The sequence below is a fragment of the Eionea flava genome (genome assembly GCF_055393785.1).
The window spans coordinates 812,736-828,417 of sequence record NZ_AP036018.1; the positions used below are offsets into that span (position 1 = coordinate 812,736).

Consider the following 15,682-nt stretch of genomic DNA (forward strand, 5'->3'; position numbering starts at 1 on the left):
TTTTTAAAATTATCCACATATTGTTTATTGTTAAACGTATTTTATATTTGGAGCCCTCTATGTCGACACAAGTTATTTTACCGAGAATTATGCACGTAGGAGAGGATGCTAGCTTAAAAGCCGCGTCAGTATTAGATAGCCTTTCTTGTAGCAAGCCATTAATTATTACCGATAAAATGATGGTGACACTTGGGTATCCTCAGATCATTAGTGATGCTTTACAGGCAATGGGTCTTTCGGCAGAAATTTTTGACGATACCGTACCCGAGCCGACGGTGTCTTCTATTTTAGCGGGCGTGAATAAAGTCAAATACGGTGACTTTGATAGCATTATTGCCCTAGGAGGCGGTAGCCCTATCGATAGTGCAAAAGCAATTTCTATTTTAGGTAAGTTGGGCGGTGAAATGCGGGATTATAAATTCCCCCGCATCGTTGATGAAATCGGTTTACCGATTATTGCCATTCCCACCACCGCAGGTACTGGCTCAGAAGTCACCCGCTTTACGATTATTTCTGATGAAGATAGTGGAGAAAAAATGCTCTGTGTCGGTGCAGGCTTTATGCCTTATGCCGCCTTAGTTGATTTTAAGCTAACCCTAAGTTTGCCACCACGAGTCACTGCAGATACCGGTATTGATGCGCTCACTCACGCTATTGAAGCCTATGTCAGTCAAAAGGCTAGCCCTTTTAGTGATACACAAGCATTAGCCGCTATAAAATTAATTGGCCCTAATTTACGGGACGCTTACCATAACCGCAATATTGCCAAAGCACGTGAAGCGATGATGCTAGGTTCAACCTTAGCAGGTATCGCTTTTTCTAATGCCTCGGTCGCTTTGGTACACGGTATGAGCCGACCTATTGGTGTGGCTTTTCATGTGCCTCATGGTTTGTCTAATGCTATGTTGTTACCTACGGTTACTCAGTTTTCTATCCCCGCGGCACCAGCGCGTTATGCCGATTGTGCCAGAGCGATGGGTGTCGCCACCGAACAGGATTCCGATAGCATTGCTAATGCCAAACTACTCGAAGAATTAATTAACCTTAATCGTGAGTTAGAAGTGCCTACTCTTGAAGCGTTTGGTGTTGAACGCGAGGCGTTTTTTAACCTAATGCCACTTATGGCAGAGCAAGCCTTAGCATCTGGATCACCAGCAAATAATCCTAGAGTGCCTACTGCTGCTGAAATGATCGAGCTTTATAGCCGCTTGTGGTAGTTCACTTTTAACATCATCTACCCACTGATCGATCACCCACTTATTTATTTTTTTAAATTATTAACGAGAGATATCACTATGCAAACCATTGGCCATTTTATTAATGGAACAATCATTGACGACCATGAACGGACTCAAGATGTCTTTAACCCATCGACTGGGGAAGTATCTAAAAAAGTGGCTTTAGCATCTACACAAACCGTAGAGGAAGCTATTGCTGCCGCGCAGACTGCTTACCCTGCTTGGCGTAACACACCGCCGATTAAACGTGCGCGTATTATGTACCGCTTTAAAGAGCTACTACATGAACATGCAGAAACCATTTGCCAAATGATTGGTGACGAGCATGGAAAAATTGCCCACGATGCCATGGGTGAACTACAACGTGGTATTGAAAACGTAGAATATGCCTGCGGTGCGCCAGAGTTATTAAAAGGCGAACACAGTAAAAATGTGGGGCCAAATATTGATTGCTGGAGCGAGTTCCAACCCTTGGGCGTTGTTGCTGGTATTACCCCGTTTAATTTCCCTGCCATGGTACCGCTATGGATGTACCCCGTTGCTCTTGTCTGTGGTAACTGTTTTGTTCTTAAGCCTTCTGAGCGTGACCCCAGCTCCACCTTGTTTATTGTTGAGCTATTAAAACAAGCCGGTCTGCCCGATGGTGTAATGAACCTTGTTAACGGCGATAAGGAAGCGGTAGATGTATTACTAAATGATTCGCGTATACAAGCAGTGAGCTTTGTGGGCTCGACTCCTATTGCGGAATATATTTACTCTACCGCCAGTAAAAATGGTAAGCGCTGTCAGGCGCTAGGCGGAGCTAAAAACCACGCCATTGTTATGCCAGATGCCGATATTGATAACACGGTCGCTCAATTATTAGGTGCCGCTTTTGGTTCATCCGGTGAGCGTTGTATGGCCTTATCCGTTGCCGTTGCCGTCGGAGATGCAGTGGGGGATTTACTCGTATCAAAAATGCAGCAAGGTATGGCAGATTTAAAAGTCGGTGCTTCAAGTGATGCATCTAATGATTTTGGCCCCGTCATTACCAAGCAGCATCAAGAAAAAGTCATTGCTTATATCAATAGCGCAGAAGAGGCGGGTGCAAAAGTGGTGGTCGATGGCCGCTATCCCACCGTTGAAGGTTATGAAAATGGTTTCTTTGTGGGCGGTACATTAATTGATTATGTCACTCCCGATATGGTGAGCTATCAAGAAGAAATTTTTGGCCCAGTACTACAAGTGGTTAGGGTGAATACCATGGAAGAAGCCATGGCATTAATTAACGACCATGAATACGGCAATGGTACCTGTATCTTTACCCGAGACGGCGAAGCTGCGCGTTATTTCTCTGACAATATTTTAGTGGGTATGGTGGGTATTAACGTGCCATTACCCGTACCGGTTGCTTATCACAGCTTTGGCGGGTGGAAACGATCACTGTTTGGTGATCTGCATGCCTACGGCCCCGATGGTGTGCGATTTTATACCAAGCGTAAAACCATTACTCAGCGCTGGCCTTCAGCAGGTGTGAGGGAAGGTGTAGAGTTTTCGATGCCGACGATGAAATAGTGAGTGATATAATCGTCTTCCTTTAGTAGGGCCATTACGCGAAATAGCAATACTGGCTTTGTTTTTTATTTTTATCGCTACAGGATGGTTTATCGACACCGGAGTGTTTTTTTGCTAAATAATAGTAAGTAATTTACTGGAATCTTGAATGAAAAAAACACTCCCCCCGCTTAATTGGCTTCGCTCCTTTGATGCAGCAGCACGTCATCTAAATTTTACGACAGCAGGCAAAGAGTTGAATCTGACACAGGCGGCTATTAGCCAACAGGTAAAAGGTCTTGAGTCGCAATTGGGTGTGGTATTGTTTCAGCGTTTGCCGAGGGGTTTAAAGTTGACTGAGGCAGGGCAGGCTTATATGCCCGTTGTCCATGAGTCGATACAAAAGTTAGCCGCAGCCACGGAAGAAATGTTTGGGGGTGGCTACCAATCAAAAGTACTCACCATTAAAACTAATCTTGTCTTTTTTACCACTTGGATAGCACCACGATTACATAACTTCACCCAGCGTTATCCGGATATTAAATTACGCTTTTCTAGCAATATTTGGGTGCAGTATAACGACACTTTGTCTGACCCTGACGCGGATATGGAGATTCGTTATGGGCAAGGCAATTGGGAAGGTATGGAATCCCAGCGCTTAACTTGGGATCAACTGGTACCCGTTTGTCATCCGAGAGCAGTAAATGGTTTAGCACCACCCTCGTCTTTAGAACAATTAGATGACTATACTTTATTGCATGTAATGGGTTATGAAGAAGGCTGGGGCTTCTTTCTGCAAAAGTCAGACTGTAATCATGTGAGCTCTGCTTCAGGTATTCAATTTGATACACTGATTTCTGCATTGGAAATGGCTAAGTTAGGTCAAGGCATTGCGTTAGGTCGCAGTACCTTGGTGCAAGGGTGTATCGATGATAAAACCTTAACCAACCCTTTTGATATTTCACTGCCGATCGATGAAGCTTTTTACCTTTGTTTACCCGCCGAACGCTATCGCCACCCGAATGTGGATGTTTTTAGCCAATGGATTATTGAAGAGGTGGGTGTAAAATTATAGTCCTTTGAGATGTTCTTTAATTAGGGAATGCATCAGAGTAATAGCTAATCTACTGCCAAAAAATAATACTTAAGCAGCATTTAATAGCTTTTCTGAAAGAGATGTTACCGTATTTTCTGTTTTTAGAATGACAGAATGAATCTCATTAACTTGGTTCAAGTAAGCTAGTTGTGACGTTAAAGAAAATAGCGATTGATCAATAGACCCTAAGACGCCTAGCCGAATAGTTCTTGGGTACTGCTCACTGCATGCCACTGCAATTAATTGTTTATGTAACTGTTCTAAGGTTTTTTTGGCTAATAGACCGTTGCCTAATGCATTATGACAAGCGGCTAAATTATGCCCTGATTGATGGAGCATGCAGGGTAACTTGTGCGCGTTTTGCCCGCTCTTTGATGGCTTAAGTAATGTTAAACAAATGATCACACATTGTTCAAAATGAGTGACTGCTTCTTTATACTGTTTTTTTGTGTGTGCCTGCGCGCCTAGTGAATAATGTTTGCTCCATAGTGAAGCGCTAAGCGTCGTGGTTTCATTGGATGATGGTCTTGGATCGTCTAATGTATTAGGTGATTGAATCGTCGACAGAGACATTATTTTTCGCCCTTTTGCAAATGAGAATCATTATCATATTTGTAAAAGATAAACTTTTCAAGCCTCTTTTTACCGGATAAAACTCCTCATAAATAAAGTACCTTAACGAGGAAGAAGAAAGAACGGCAGATACAGCAATAAATCGTCTCTTAATTGCAAAATCAACTTGACGCTTACCCTGCAAATCACTAATATACGCGCCTCTTGAGATGCCAGCAGCGCTGGATATTTTAAGGATACGCACTCGTAGCTCAGCTGGATAGAGTACTCGGCTACGAACCGAGCGGTCGGAGGTTCGAATCCTCCCGAGTGCGCCATATAATAATAAAGAAACCTCGCTTTTAGCGGGGTTTTTTTATGCCATTTTGTTGTGTCTATTACGATGATATTTTCAGCGTGGTAGACAAACGTTGTTGAGGGTTAGTGTTATATGCGTCATACATTACGATTACTTTGTCTTTACCATTCCGTTATTACGCGTGGTAAATTAGTTGCCCATTTATCAGTACCTGAAACACCAGCAACCTAAATCTACTTTATATTTTTGTATAAACAGCCATTTTTAAGTGTGTTGGATCCTGTAATTTTATAGTTTGTGTACTATTCCCCTGTATTACTTTTTCGTGCTGTGTCGCACTTGGTTTTAGAATCCGTTAATCAGCCAATGCTGACACTATTATTGCCCCTCTTAAACCGCTACTATTCTGGGATGCTTTACTCAATTTAGGGTATCCACAATGACATATTCCTCTTTATTTTTTGTCCCGATCATTGCGTTAGCTATGGCTGGCTGGTCTGGTGTTGTTCACTCCGCACCGATAGATGATTCGAAAGTGCTAGCAGGCACTACTTATACCAGCGATTACGGTGCCATCGCGACAGTGCATCCCTTGGCAACCTTGGCTGCGTCTCAGCAACTTGAAAATGGCGGTAATGCGATTGATGCTGTCATCGCTGCAGCCCTGACGTTAGGCGTTGTCGATAGTTATAATTCGGGTATTGGTGGTGGATTGTTCGCTGTGGTGCATTGGGCGGATGGGCGTATAGAAGCCATAGATGGACGCGAAATGGCACCAGCAAAGGCGCACAGAGATATGTATGTGCGTGAAGGTCAGGTGCAAAAAGCACTGAGTCGTGATGGTGCGTTAGCGATTGGTATTCCTGGTTCGGTAGCAGCTTTTGATTATCTATCGTCTACGGGTGGACGTGTGCCTTTGGCGTCGCTTTATCAGCAAGCGGCCGATGTCGCTGAAGCAGGCTTTATCATCCTGCCTGACTACCACAATCGCTTGTTACGTACGGCGAAAAAATTACAGCAATACCCGCCCGCATCCGCTATTTTTTTGAAGGATCAGCAGCCTTGGCCAGTCGGACATCGCTTGGTTCAGCAAGAGCTAGCCAATACCTATCGGCGCATAGCAAAGCAGGGTAGTGATTATTTTTATCGTGGTGAGTTTGCGGCTGCTGTTGAGCAATGGATGCTCGAAAATCATGGTGTCGTCACTGCAGATGATTTCGCTGATTATGTATTACGTCGCCGAAAGCCGGTTCATAGCCAATTTTTGGGGCACGACATCTACGGTTTTCCGCCACCCAGTTCTGGCGGTGTTCATGTCGCGGAAATTCTGAATATTATGCAGCAATTTGATATTCAATCGATGCCAGTCACTGAGCGCCAACATATTATGGTGGAAGCGATGAAGTTGGCGTTTGCTGATCGCGCTTATTGGTTAGGCGATCCTGATTTTGTTAGCGTGCCTAAAGGTTTAATTGCAGAAAGGTATGCCCAGCAGTTGGCGGCGACGATTAATGTTAAAAAAGCCAATACCGTTGCTGTGCATGGAGTGCCGGATAATGCAGAAAGTGACCTTTTTGATAAGCACACAACACATATATCGGTAGCAGATGCACAGGGTAATTGGGTGGCAATGACAACAACCTTAAACACGAGTTTTGGTAGCAAGGTGGTGATACCGGGTACCGGCGTGCTGATGAATAATCAAATGGATGATTTTGCCGCGCAACCTAATGTGCCTAATGCTTATGGTTTAGTTGGCAGTGAAGCGAATAGTATTCAGCCTAAAAAGCGCCCGTTGTCGAGTATGAGTCCGACCATTGTGGTGCACGAAGGCAAACCTATTCTATCGATTGGCGCGGCAGGTGGCCCAATGATTATTACCCAAGTTGTGCAGGGCATTGTCAATAATATTGGCTTACAGCAATCTTTGTATGCATCTTTGGCTAACCCTAGGATTCACCAGCAATGGAGGCCAGAGAAGGTCTTCTTTGATAAGCGCTTACCTGAAGATCAGCAGCGTGCTTTGGCTAATAAAGGTCACCAATTAAAGCAATTACGCTTCGAAGGCTCTGCTAATGCCGTCGGCATTACTCAACATGGGTTTGATGCGGTGTCGGAGCCTAGGCTCGTTGAGCGCAATCAGCAGCCATAATAAACCTGCTATTGGCAATGTTATTCGGTAAATAAGCACGCATTGCTTGATCAATATCTGCTTTAGTGCGGTAGCGCTTGATAGTGTTAAATAGCGCTTGTGCCTCAGGGTAATGCCGTCGTAGGTAGTTTAGCCATTGCTTCAGACGATTGCCGACGTGGCGTGAAGAATACTGTGCGGTAGTCACGTCAAAGAAATGCTGCAACATTTGACAGATCTCTGCCCATTGCATGGGGTGGTAGGTGTTGCCAGCGGCGTGCGCTTTGATTTGTAACGCAAGGTCAGGGCAGGCGAGCAGTCCTCTGCCAAGCATAAAGTCGTCACATTCGCTAACGGCTTTACAGCGTACAAAGTCATCGATCGTCCATATTTCTCCATTGGCAATGACCGGAATAGCAACGGCTTGTTTAATCTCTGCTAGTGCATCCCAGTAAGCTGGGGGGCGATAACCGTCGGCTTTTGAGCGAGCGTGAACAGTAATTTCATCGGCTCCAGCTTCATAGGCGGCGAGTGCGTTGTCTAAGTAGTTTGACCTGTCCTCAAATCCAAGTCGCATTTTTGCGGTGACAGGAATATGTTTTGGTACGGCTTGTCGTGTTGCATGGATAATATCGTATAGGCGGTGAGGAGAGCGTAGTAAGCAAGCGCCACCGTCACTCTTATTCACTGTTTTTGCAGGGCAACCAAAATTAAGATCAATAGCGATTGCGCCAAGGCTAACGGCTTTGACTGCATTGGCTGCGATGGGCTCTGGCTTCCCTCCCAGTAATTGAATTCTTACCGGTGTATTAGACGGAGTTAAACAGTGGTTAGAGAGTTCTGGGCAAAATCGTTGGAAAACACGTGGGGGTAGTACATGGTCGGTTACGCGAATAAATTCCGTTACGCAAATATCTACACCGCCAATGCCGGTTAATAATTGGCGTAAAAAATGATCAACGACACCTTCCATCGGCGCTAAAAAAATTCTCATGAGGAGCTAAGTTTCACTGGGATAGTTGTGGAGCGTAGAAGGCGTAACGACCCGCAACATACGGGTCGGTATTAACCATTAGGTGTTGATGACTAAAAACAGTAATATCGCTAACATGCCAAATGGCCGTTAACGATTAGTGATATTGGTGGTCGGTAAGGTCGTCACCATCGGATTTAACCGATGCTAAGAAGGCGTAATAATCCTCGTCTAAGGTGCGCTCTTTGCGCCTTTCAAGGGCTTTTCGGCGTTTGCGGTGATAGATATCAATAGACAACTCTTTACACGGGTCTTCTTCTTCTCTGCGTTCATTGCCTTTACGTCGACGATTAATAAATACTTTCTTGCTCATAAATACGTACACCATGACTACTTTTGTACAAACGATACCTACAGTCTAGTATAAATTATCAATTGTTTTTTTTATACTGTCATCTAAATAAGCAAAATTGCTCAATGAATGGAGAAATTTGTGTCAAAACCCGTAGCGCCACCCATTTCGCATAGTGTCCAAGCGATTATTGAAGAAAAGTTAAAAGCGGCATTTTCTCCAGAGGTTTTTGAGTTACATAATGAAAGCTATATGCATAACGTGCCAGAAGGCTCAGAATCGCATTTTAAAGCAATTATTGTTAGTGACCTGTTTGCGGGTTTGCGGCCTGTTCAAAGGCAGCAGAAAGTCTATAAAGTGCTTGCTGATGAGCTCGCAGCGGGGGTGCATGCCTTGAGTATGCAAACGTTAACCCCAGTGGAGTGGCAAGCATCGCCGATTAAACTGAGTTCTCCCCAGTGCATGGGTGGCGGTAAGGCCTAATAAGCTATTTTGTTTTTCTATTAGGTTTGTTGCATACATAAAGCCCTATTTTTAGTATGGAAATTATTTCTTGAATCAGTAGAATAGCCTGCCTGATTTGTCCTCACTTTTATCATCGTATTCTTAATTATGACTAGCCCAATCGTTGTTGCCGCCCTTTATCAATTTGTAAGCCTGCCTGATTATGAATCGCTTAGGGCGCCTTTGTTAGACGCTTGTCAGCAAGAAAATATTATGGGCACATTGTTACTTGCCGAAGAAGGTATCAACGGTACAGTATCAGGCAGTCGTGAAGGTATTGATCGTTTACTGGCTTACCTTAAATCGGATACTCGATTTTCTCGGTTAGAGCATAAAGAATCATTCTATGAAGAGCAGCCTTTTTATCGAATGAAGGTAAAATTGAAGCGTGAGATCGTGACGATGGGTGTTGAAGGTATCGACCCCAATCATATTGTCGGCACGTATGTTGAACCAAAAGATTGGAATAATCTGATTAGTGATCCTGATGTAACCGTAGTCGATACGCGTAATTATTACGAGTACGCTATTGGTTCATTTAAGGGGGCTCAAGACCCTAACACAACAACATTTCGTGAATTCCCCGATTATGTAGAAAAAAATCTAGATCCAGAAAAGAATAAGAAAGTGGCTATGTTTTGTACCGGCGGTATCCGTTGTGAAAAATCGACAGCGTACCTTAAGCAGCAAGGGTTTGATGAGGTGTATCACCTGAAAGGAGGCATCTTAAAATACTTAGAAGATGTGCCTAAAGAGCAAAGCTTATGGGAGGGCGAATGCTTTGTATTTGATAACCGTGTTGCCGTTGATCACGATTTGGAAAAAGGCCAATATGACCAATGTCATGGTTGCCGTCACCCCATTACTGAGATGGATAAACAGTCGCCGCATTACCTAGCGGGCGTGACATGTCCGCGTTGCTATGATCAGCAAACACCAGAACAGCGCCAACGATTTACCGAGCGTCAAAAGCAAATTCAGCTAGCTAAGCAACGCAATCAACAACATATTGGTTCGGCGACTCAAGCTAAACCAACCTAGTGTTAATAGAAACCCACCAGTGTCTTTTTTAATGGTGGTCAATGAGTGCATGGGTTGCTTATGTGTGGTGATGTTTCTCTATCGAGTGTGCTGGCATCTCATCAATTCATTCGCTAGGTTCCCCAAAGGGAGTTGTGTTTTAGGTGATATTTTGTTCAAATGGCAGAAGGTTTGAGCGCTTGTTATAAGAATACATATTTCAAGTTGACATCAAACCAATCGATAATAAAAATAAATACGAGGAAGGTTCATGAACGATCAAATTGATATTCGAGAAGAAGGCGATAGCCTAGCCGATGCTATTTCAGCGGTTGTACTTATTACTGTTTTTGTCGCGGTATGCGTGTTTTGGATAAGCACTCAATAGCCTATTGCTAAAGCCCGTGATGAGCTAATACACGGCTAACCACAAAAGCAACGCAGCCAATAAAAACTAAGGTAAATAGTACGCCTGCAATAATGTAGGCGGCGATACTGCCGTGCTCAAAATCTCTCTCTTGATTTCGGCGGCTTTGAACGCCAAATGCTGCCGCTATAGTACTTAGTGCTATCTGCCATATATTCGGTGCCTTCTTGCTCTTCGGCTTATTCATTATTCACTCTGCCTCTTTTACCTTTATCTGCTGACTCGCTCCCATCCATTGTTAACGATTAGTCGTAATTAATATAATAAGTGCCATTGTCGAGTGTCTATTTGAGGCTCTTGGTATATATCCCTAACTTTTGTGGGGTAGAGTCTAGCAGTAAATCATGGCAACATAGAATGTCTATTTTTGCATGCGTGCATAAGATTAATTCCTACCTTGAAGAAGATCGTTATATGAGTGTCAATATCACTGAATCAGGTCAACAATATTTAAAAGAATTACTTGCAAAGCAAGATGTCGAAGGCATGGGTATTAGGATGTTTGTATCTAACCCGGGCACGACTCAAGCCGAGACTTGTATTGCTTATTGCCGTCCCGGTGAAGAGCAAGAGGGGGATGAGATTGTTGAGTATGACGATTTTACCGCCTATTTTGAAGGCAGAAGTCTGCCCTTTTTAGTCGATGCCAAAGTTGATTACGCCGCTGATAAAATGGGCGGTCAATTGACTATTCGGGCACCTAATTCAAAAATGCCACAAGTGACTGACGATAGCCCTATTGAAGATCGAATCAATTATGTACTCTACAACGATATTAACCCGGGTCTTGCTTCTCATGGCGGGCAGGTCGATTTAGAAGAGTTGACCAAAGATAATTACGCCGTACTGAAATTTGGCGGTGGGTGTCAAGGGTGTAGTGCGGTAGATCTTACGCTAAAAGAAGGCGTCGAAAAAACCTTGTTGGAAAAAATTCCTGACCTCAAGGGCGTGCGTGATGTGACCGATCACACTGATACTAGTAACGCTTATTATTAGGAGCCTCTGAACAAGCCGCGCGTGATTTTTATCTCACCGAAAATATTGCTCAGCTTTATTCCGCTGCTTCATTAGTTTTTTTAATGGCGCTCATCGTCTGAATTTATTTTAAGTGTGGCATTTTTCTCTGCATAATAACTGACATAAACTTACTAACTACTAGGAATGATAATGTCACGTTTTACAATATTTGGTCGCCCCGATTGCGGATACTGTGTAAGAGCAAAGCAGCTTTTAGAAATGAATGAAATGGATATGCGCTGGATTGATATTCAAGCAGAGGGTATTTCTAAAGCAGATCTGGAAAAGACGATAGGTAAGCCAGTAGACACTGTGCCGCAAATATTTCACGGCAAAACACATATTGGTGGATATACTGAGCTTGCAGAATATATGAAGACGCTCGTTGCTGCATAAGCTATTTATTGCTAGCTAATACCCATAAAAAAAGCCGCTATGTTATGCATAGCGGCTTTTTTGTTTGAAGTGCGTTTTTAGCGCTAACTATCTTTACTTGCCTCGGTTAGGCAGTACATTTTTTAAACGTTCGTTCATATCGAGCAGTACGCGCTCTGTGGTTTCCCAATCGATACACTTATCGGTAATAGATATACCGTATTCCATTTTAGAGCGGTCTTCGTTGATTTTTTGATTCCCTGCGCCAATATTACTTTCGACCATCAAACCCATAATGGATTGGTTGCCTTCAATAATTTGATTGGTAATGTTGTCTAATACTAACGGTTGTAACTCATGATTTTTATTGGAGTTTTCGTGGCTGCAGTCCACCATGATATTTTCCGCAATATTTCCATCACGTAATGCTTGTTCGCATAATGCAATATTGACAGAGTCATAGTTTGGTTTACCGCCACCACCGCGTAATACCACATGTCCGTGAGGGTTGCCTTTTGTATGAATAATAGCAACTTGCCCGCTTGAGTTGATTCCTAAGAAGTGATGAGCGCTAGATACAGACTGGAGTGCATTAATTGCAACCGTCAGGCTACCATCTGTGCCATTCTTAAACCCTACGGCGCAAGAAAGGCCGCTGGCCATTTCACGGTGAGTTTGAGACTCAGTTGTTCGTGCTCCAATGGCCGACCATGAAATTAAATCATGCAAATACTGTGGTGAAATAGGGTCTAAAGCCTCTGTTGCGGTTGGTAAACCCAATTCGGAAATATCCAGTAACAGCTTGCGGCCAATCTTTAAGCCTTCTTCAATTTCGAATGAACCGTTAAGGTGAGGGTCATTAATTAGCCCTTTCCAGCCTACGGTAGTGCGTGGTTTTTCAAAGTACACGCGCATCACCACAAAAATTGAATCGCTCACCTTATCCGCTAATACTTTTAAGCGTTTAGCATAATCCATCGCAGCATCAACATCGTGTATTGAGCATGGGCCAATGACTACCATTAGGCGCGGATCTTTACGCATTAAAATATTATTAACCGTTTCTCGGCCATTTAAGATAGTTTTTTGGGCTGCATCACTGACGGGCAGTAACTCTTTAAGCGCAGTTGGTGAGATAAGTACATCTTGTGAAACAAGGTTTAAGTTTTCAATCGTGGAATGAGACATGGGAATCCTAACAACATTATTATCAATATGGGTTTATTGTACTGGATATTACACGTTTGTGTGATTGATTTTAGTGATGGAGACAATAATAAAAGCCGATAGTGATTAGTCTGCGAGCGGTGGCTATTCGTATATATGTCACTATTACTAGAAAATTATCAAGAGGTCATCATGTCATTAGGTGAGCAAGCAATAAGGCAAGGTTTGCGGTGTGTCGTGGTTGGCGCCTCTGGAGGTATAGGGCAGGCGTTGATTGATCAGCTTCTCAGTGATGTTGAGGTCTCACACGTTTATGGCCTGTCACGTAGTCTCTACGTACCGAATACCCGTGAGCCAGATAAGTACTCCCATCTTCCGGTGGATTACAGTGATGAGGCGACTATTAAAGCTGCTGCCGATCAATTACCAGCGGCTATTGATCGGGTGATTGTCGCAACCGGCTTTTTACATAGCGACACCTTACGCCCAGAAAAAACCTTTAAGCAGTTGGGTGCTGATAATATTACTCAAAATATGTTGGTTAACGTAATTGGCCCTACATTAATTGCTAAGCACTTTTTACCCAAAATGCGAAAAAGCAATCATGCAGTATTCGCGGCATTATCTGCGCGGGTGGGTAGTATTGGTGATAATCAATTGGGAGGCTGGTATTCCTATCGTGCATCTAAGGCCGCATTAAACATGATGATCAAAACTTTTTCTGTGGAATTGGCTCGCGCTCAGCCACAAACCACTATTATTGGCTTGCACCCCGGTACCGTAGATACCCAGTTGTCTTTGCCTTTCCAGCGTAATGTTCCCGCCGGTAAATTATTTACCCGAGAATATTCAGCCGCGCGTTTATTAGATGTCATCAATAACGTGAGCGCCGACGACAGCGGTTATTGTTTCGCGTGGGATGGACAGCGTATATCTGAATAGCCATTAATACTCATCTCAACATCATTCTATGTCATATGTAATATGAATATCCCTTCTTCTGTCAATTGTCTACGCCTTATTTTGGGCGATCAGCTCAGTCATAACATTTCATCCTTGCGCGAATGTGATAAAGCGCGTGATATTATTTTTATGTGTGAAGTGTATGAAGAGGCAACCTACGTAAAGCATCATAAAAAGAAAATTGCCTATTTGTTTTCAGCCATGCGGCATTTTGCCAAAGCGTTAAAAAACCAAGGTTACGCGGTTATTTATGTCACGATAGATGATGAGCGCAATCAAGGGTCGTTTTTCTCTGAAGTGGCACGTGCGGTGAAGCAGTTCTCTCCCTCTAGTATTGAAGTCACTTACCCGGGCGAGTATCGCGTATTAAAAATGCTGCAATCGTGGGAACAGCAATTATCCTTACCCGTTAATATTTTGGAAGACACCCGTTTTTTAACACAACCTCAAGACTTCGCTCAGTGGGCACACGGACGTAAACAATTGCGTATGGAGTATTTTTATCGGGAAGTACGTAAGCGATACGATATTTTAATGAATGCCAAAAAACCAGAAGGAGGAGCATGGAACTACGATGCCGATAATCGTAAAGCGCTGCCCAAGCATATTGAGCCGCCACAGCCGACAAAATTTCCCCCTGATAATATTACAAAAGATGTCATGATGCTGGTTGAAGAAAAATTCCCCGAGCATTTCGGTGACTTGTCTTCTTTTCATTATGCGGTTAACCGTGAGCAAGCATTACAAGTACTGGATGATTTTATTACTGAACGGCTATTGAACTTTGGCGACTATCAAGACGCCATGAAGCAAGATAGTCCGTGGCTTTATCATTCGCATATCAGTTTTTATTTAAATAGCGGCCTGCTTGAACCATTAGAAGTTGTTCAGCGTGTTGAGCGAGAATACCACGCAGGTAACGCGCCGCTGTCTTCTGTCGAAGGTTTTATTCGGCAAGTGATTGGTTGGCGTGAATATGTGCGCGGTCTTTATTGGTACAAAATGCCCGATTACGCTGAGATGAATTATCTTAATGCGAGTAATTCTCTCCCTGAATTGTATTGGGGAGCGGATACGAAAATGAATTGTTTAAAACAGTGCGTTGATGATACGTACAAAAATAGTTATGCGCATCATATTCAGCGCTTGATGGTGCTGGGCAATTTTGCATTATTAACGGATGTTGATCCTGGACAGGTAAACGAATGGTATTTGCTAGTATATGCTGATGCTTATGAATGGGTAGAAATGCCTAATGTTACAGGGATGATCTTATTTGCCGACGGCGGCATTATGGCGAGTAAGCCCTATATTTCTAGCGGTGCTTATATCAACAAGATGTCTAATTATTGTCAGCATTGTGAGTACAGCGTGAAAGAAAAGAATGGCGACGGTGCGTGCCCTTTTAATTATCTTTACTGGGACTTTTTACGTCGTCACAAAGAGCAGTTGTTGAGTAACCCTAGATTAGGTATGCCTTATCGTACCTTATCAAAAATGACAGATGAAAAAGTAGAGTTAATCGCGAGTGATGCCGAGCGATTTATGACGGCGTTAATGGATTAAATCAGTATTATCCAGTTAATCAAAAGAAGGTTTTTTGCGCAGTTGCTTGGTTGATCCGCGTTTTACTTTTTGATCGGTGCGCTTGCGTTTGGCTGATTTTGACGGGCGAGTAGGGCGACGACTTTTGGGTATATGAATGGCTTTTTCAATCAGTGCTTGTAGTCGTTCAATGGCATCTTGCCTATTCTTGTCTTGGCTTCTAAAACGCTGTGCTTTAATAGTAATGATGCCGTCTTTGCTAATACGGTAGTCGGGATATTCCGCTAAGCGTTTTTTATGAACTTCCGAGAGCGATGAGGCTCCAATAACAAATTGTAAATGGATCGCTGTCGAGGTTTTATTGACGTGTTGCCCACCCGCACCTTGAGCGCGTATGGCGCAGCAGGTAATTTCAGAAGGGTGTATGTTTATCGAGCTCATTTAATGATGTTTTCTATTATGTGAATCGT

At 43.3% G+C, this 15,682-nt stretch carries 16 protein-coding genes and 1 tRNA gene; 11 read left to right on the plus strand and 6 right to left on the minus strand.

Annotated features, from left to right (window positions below; genetic code table 11):
• Positions 1-59 precede the first annotated feature (59 nt).
• The 3 genes from ACZ5O6_RS03685 to ACZ5O6_RS03695 all read left to right on the plus strand — a co-directional run bounded on the left by ACZ5O6_RS03685 (position 60) and on the right by ACZ5O6_RS03695 (position 3,846).
• Entirely contained in the window at positions 60-1,217 is a 1,158-nt protein-coding gene (locus tag ACZ5O6_RS03685; protein ID WP_447091081.1) for an iron-containing alcohol dehydrogenase, read from the plus strand.
• A gap of 78 nt (positions 1,218-1,295) precedes the next feature.
• Positions 1,296-2,792, plus strand: coding sequence for a CoA-acylating methylmalonate-semialdehyde dehydrogenase (locus ACZ5O6_RS03690; RefSeq protein WP_447091080.1), 1,497 nt, complete (start codon positions 1,296-1,298; stop codon positions 2,790-2,792).
• A gap of 148 nt (positions 2,793-2,940) precedes the next feature.
• Positions 2,941-3,846: a LysR substrate-binding domain-containing protein gene (locus ACZ5O6_RS03695; protein ID WP_447091079.1), complete on the plus strand. Its 906-nt coding sequence runs from the start codon at positions 2,941-2,943 to the stop codon at positions 3,844-3,846.
• Between the two features lie 69 nt (positions 3,847-3,915).
• Here the strand turns inward: ACZ5O6_RS03695 and ACZ5O6_RS03700 are convergent, their stop codons facing one another.
• A complete protein-coding gene (locus ACZ5O6_RS03700) occupies positions 3,916-4,440 on the minus strand; it encodes a hypothetical protein (protein WP_447091078.1) in 525 nt (174 codons plus the stop codon).
• Between the two features lie 240 nt (positions 4,441-4,680).
• Between ACZ5O6_RS03700 and ACZ5O6_RS03705 the strand changes: the two genes are divergently transcribed.
• A tRNA-Arg gene (locus ACZ5O6_RS03705) sits at positions 4,681-4,757 on the plus strand.
• A gap of 420 nt (positions 4,758-5,177) precedes the next feature.
• The gene (ggt, locus tag ACZ5O6_RS03710) at positions 5,178-6,890 is read left to right on the plus strand and encodes a gamma-glutamyltransferase (protein ID WP_447091077.1); all 1,713 of its coding nucleotides are present in this window, start codon (positions 5,178-5,180) and stop codon (positions 6,888-6,890) included.
• On the opposite strand, the gene ACZ5O6_RS03715 is transcribed toward ggt, so the two are convergent.
• Together ACZ5O6_RS03715 and ACZ5O6_RS03720 are read right to left on the minus strand one after the other, a co-directional pair.
• Positions 6,859-7,863 carry a tRNA dihydrouridine synthase gene (locus ACZ5O6_RS03715; protein ID WP_447091076.1) on the minus strand — a complete coding sequence of 335 codons (1,005 nt, stop codon included), beginning with the start codon at positions 7,861-7,863 and terminating at the stop codon, positions 6,859-6,861. The genes ggt and ACZ5O6_RS03715 overlap by 32 nt on opposite strands.
• A 136-nt stretch (positions 7,864-7,999) precedes the next feature.
• A complete protein-coding gene (locus ACZ5O6_RS03720; RefSeq protein ID WP_447091075.1) occupies positions 8,000-8,215 on the minus strand; it encodes a hypothetical protein in 216 nt (71 codons plus the stop codon).
• A gap of 120 nt (positions 8,216-8,335) precedes the next feature.
• Between ACZ5O6_RS03720 and ACZ5O6_RS03725 the strand changes: the two genes are divergently transcribed.
• Both ACZ5O6_RS03725 and trhO read left to right on the plus strand, forming a co-directional pair.
• Complete coding sequence (locus ACZ5O6_RS03725; RefSeq protein WP_447091074.1) at positions 8,336-8,677, plus strand: BolA family protein; 342 nt, start codon at positions 8,336-8,338, stop codon at positions 8,675-8,677.
• Positions 8,678-8,806: 129 nt separating this feature from the next.
• On the plus strand, positions 8,807-9,739 hold the full coding sequence (trhO, locus tag ACZ5O6_RS03730) for an oxygen-dependent tRNA uridine(34) hydroxylase TrhO (RefSeq protein ID WP_447091073.1): 933 nt from the start codon (positions 8,807-8,809) through the stop codon (positions 9,737-9,739).
• Positions 9,740-10,113: 374 nt separating this feature from the next.
• On the opposite strand, the gene ACZ5O6_RS03735 is transcribed toward trhO, so the two are convergent.
• Positions 10,114-10,332, minus strand: coding sequence for a DUF2970 domain-containing protein (locus ACZ5O6_RS03735; protein WP_447091072.1), 219 nt, complete (start codon positions 10,330-10,332; stop codon positions 10,114-10,116).
• A 227-nt stretch (positions 10,333-10,559) separates the two neighbouring features.
• Between ACZ5O6_RS03735 and nfuA the strand changes: the two genes are divergently transcribed.
• Together nfuA and ACZ5O6_RS03745 are read left to right on the plus strand one after the other, a co-directional pair.
• Positions 10,560-11,141, plus strand: a complete 582-nt coding sequence (gene nfuA, locus ACZ5O6_RS03740; protein WP_447091098.1) for a Fe-S biogenesis protein NfuA — start codon at positions 10,560-10,562, stop codon at positions 11,139-11,141.
• A 171-nt stretch (positions 11,142-11,312) separates the two neighbouring features.
• Positions 11,313-11,558, plus strand: a complete 246-nt coding sequence (locus tag ACZ5O6_RS03745) for a GrxA family glutaredoxin (protein ID WP_447091071.1) — start codon at positions 11,313-11,315, stop codon at positions 11,556-11,558.
• A 93-nt stretch (positions 11,559-11,651) separates the two neighbouring features.
• On the opposite strand, the gene ACZ5O6_RS03750 is transcribed toward ACZ5O6_RS03745, so the two are convergent.
• Positions 11,652-12,725, minus strand: a complete 1,074-nt coding sequence (locus ACZ5O6_RS03750) for a 3-deoxy-7-phosphoheptulonate synthase (protein ID WP_447091070.1) — start codon at positions 12,723-12,725, stop codon at positions 11,652-11,654.
• Positions 12,726-12,860: 135 nt separating this feature from the next.
• Here ACZ5O6_RS03750 and ACZ5O6_RS03755 point away from each other — a divergent pair, with 135 nt between their 5' ends.
• Together ACZ5O6_RS03755 and ACZ5O6_RS03760 are read left to right on the plus strand one after the other, a co-directional pair.
• Positions 12,861-13,646: an SDR family NAD(P)-dependent oxidoreductase gene (locus ACZ5O6_RS03755; protein WP_447091069.1), complete on the plus strand. Its 786-nt coding sequence runs from the start codon at positions 12,861-12,863 to the stop codon at positions 13,644-13,646.
• A gap of 42 nt (positions 13,647-13,688) precedes the next feature.
• Positions 13,689-15,233: a cryptochrome/photolyase family protein gene (locus ACZ5O6_RS03760; protein WP_447091068.1), complete on the plus strand. Its 1,545-nt coding sequence runs from the start codon at positions 13,689-13,691 to the stop codon at positions 15,231-15,233.
• 15 nt (positions 15,234-15,248) lie between these two features.
• On the opposite strand, the gene arfB is transcribed toward ACZ5O6_RS03760, so the two are convergent.
• Entirely contained in the window at positions 15,249-15,653 is a 405-nt protein-coding gene (gene arfB, locus ACZ5O6_RS03765; protein WP_447091067.1) for an alternative ribosome rescue aminoacyl-tRNA hydrolase ArfB, read from the minus strand.
• Positions 15,654-15,682 lie beyond the last annotated feature (29 nt).

Coding starts and splice junctions, on each gene's coding strand:
- ACZ5O6_RS03685 (WP_447091081.1), top strand. CDS start 60: ATGTCGACACAAGTTATTTTACCGAGAATTATGCACGTAGGAGAGGAT.
- ACZ5O6_RS03690 (WP_447091080.1), top strand. CDS start 1,296: ATGCAAACCATTGGCCATTTTATTAATGGAACAATCATTGACGACCAT.
- ACZ5O6_RS03695 (WP_447091079.1), top strand. CDS start 2,941: ATGAAAAAAACACTCCCCCCGCTTAATTGGCTTCGCTCCTTTGATGCA.
- ACZ5O6_RS03700 (WP_447091078.1), bottom strand. CDS start 4,440: ATGTCTCTGTCGACGATTCAATCACCTAATACATTAGACGATCCAAGA.
- ggt (WP_447091077.1), top strand. CDS start 5,178: ATGACATATTCCTCTTTATTTTTTGTCCCGATCATTGCGTTAGCTATG.
- ACZ5O6_RS03715 (WP_447091076.1), bottom strand. CDS start 7,863: ATGAGAATTTTTTTAGCGCCGATGGAAGGTGTCGTTGATCATTTTTTA.
- ACZ5O6_RS03720 (WP_447091075.1), bottom strand. CDS start 8,215: ATGAGCAAGAAAGTATTTATTAATCGTCGACGTAAAGGCAATGAACGC.
- trhO (WP_447091073.1), top strand. CDS start 8,807: ATGACTAGCCCAATCGTTGTTGCCGCCCTTTATCAATTTGTAAGCCTG.
- ACZ5O6_RS03735 (WP_447091072.1), bottom strand. CDS start 10,332: ATGAATAAGCCGAAGAGCAAGAAGGCACCGAATATATGGCAGATAGCA.
- nfuA (WP_447091098.1), top strand. CDS start 10,560: ATGAGTGTCAATATCACTGAATCAGGTCAACAATATTTAAAAGAATTA.
- ACZ5O6_RS03745 (WP_447091071.1), top strand. CDS start 11,313: ATGTCACGTTTTACAATATTTGGTCGCCCCGATTGCGGATACTGTGTA.
- ACZ5O6_RS03750 (WP_447091070.1), bottom strand. CDS start 12,725: ATGTCTCATTCCACGATTGAAAACTTAAACCTTGTTTCACAAGATGTA.
- ACZ5O6_RS03755 (WP_447091069.1), top strand. CDS start 12,861: ATGTCACTATTACTAGAAAATTATCAAGAGGTCATCATGTCATTAGGT.
- ACZ5O6_RS03760 (WP_447091068.1), top strand. CDS start 13,689: ATGAATATCCCTTCTTCTGTCAATTGTCTACGCCTTATTTTGGGCGAT.
- arfB (WP_447091067.1), bottom strand. CDS start 15,653: ATGAGCTCGATAAACATACACCCTTCTGAAATTACCTGCTGCGCCATA.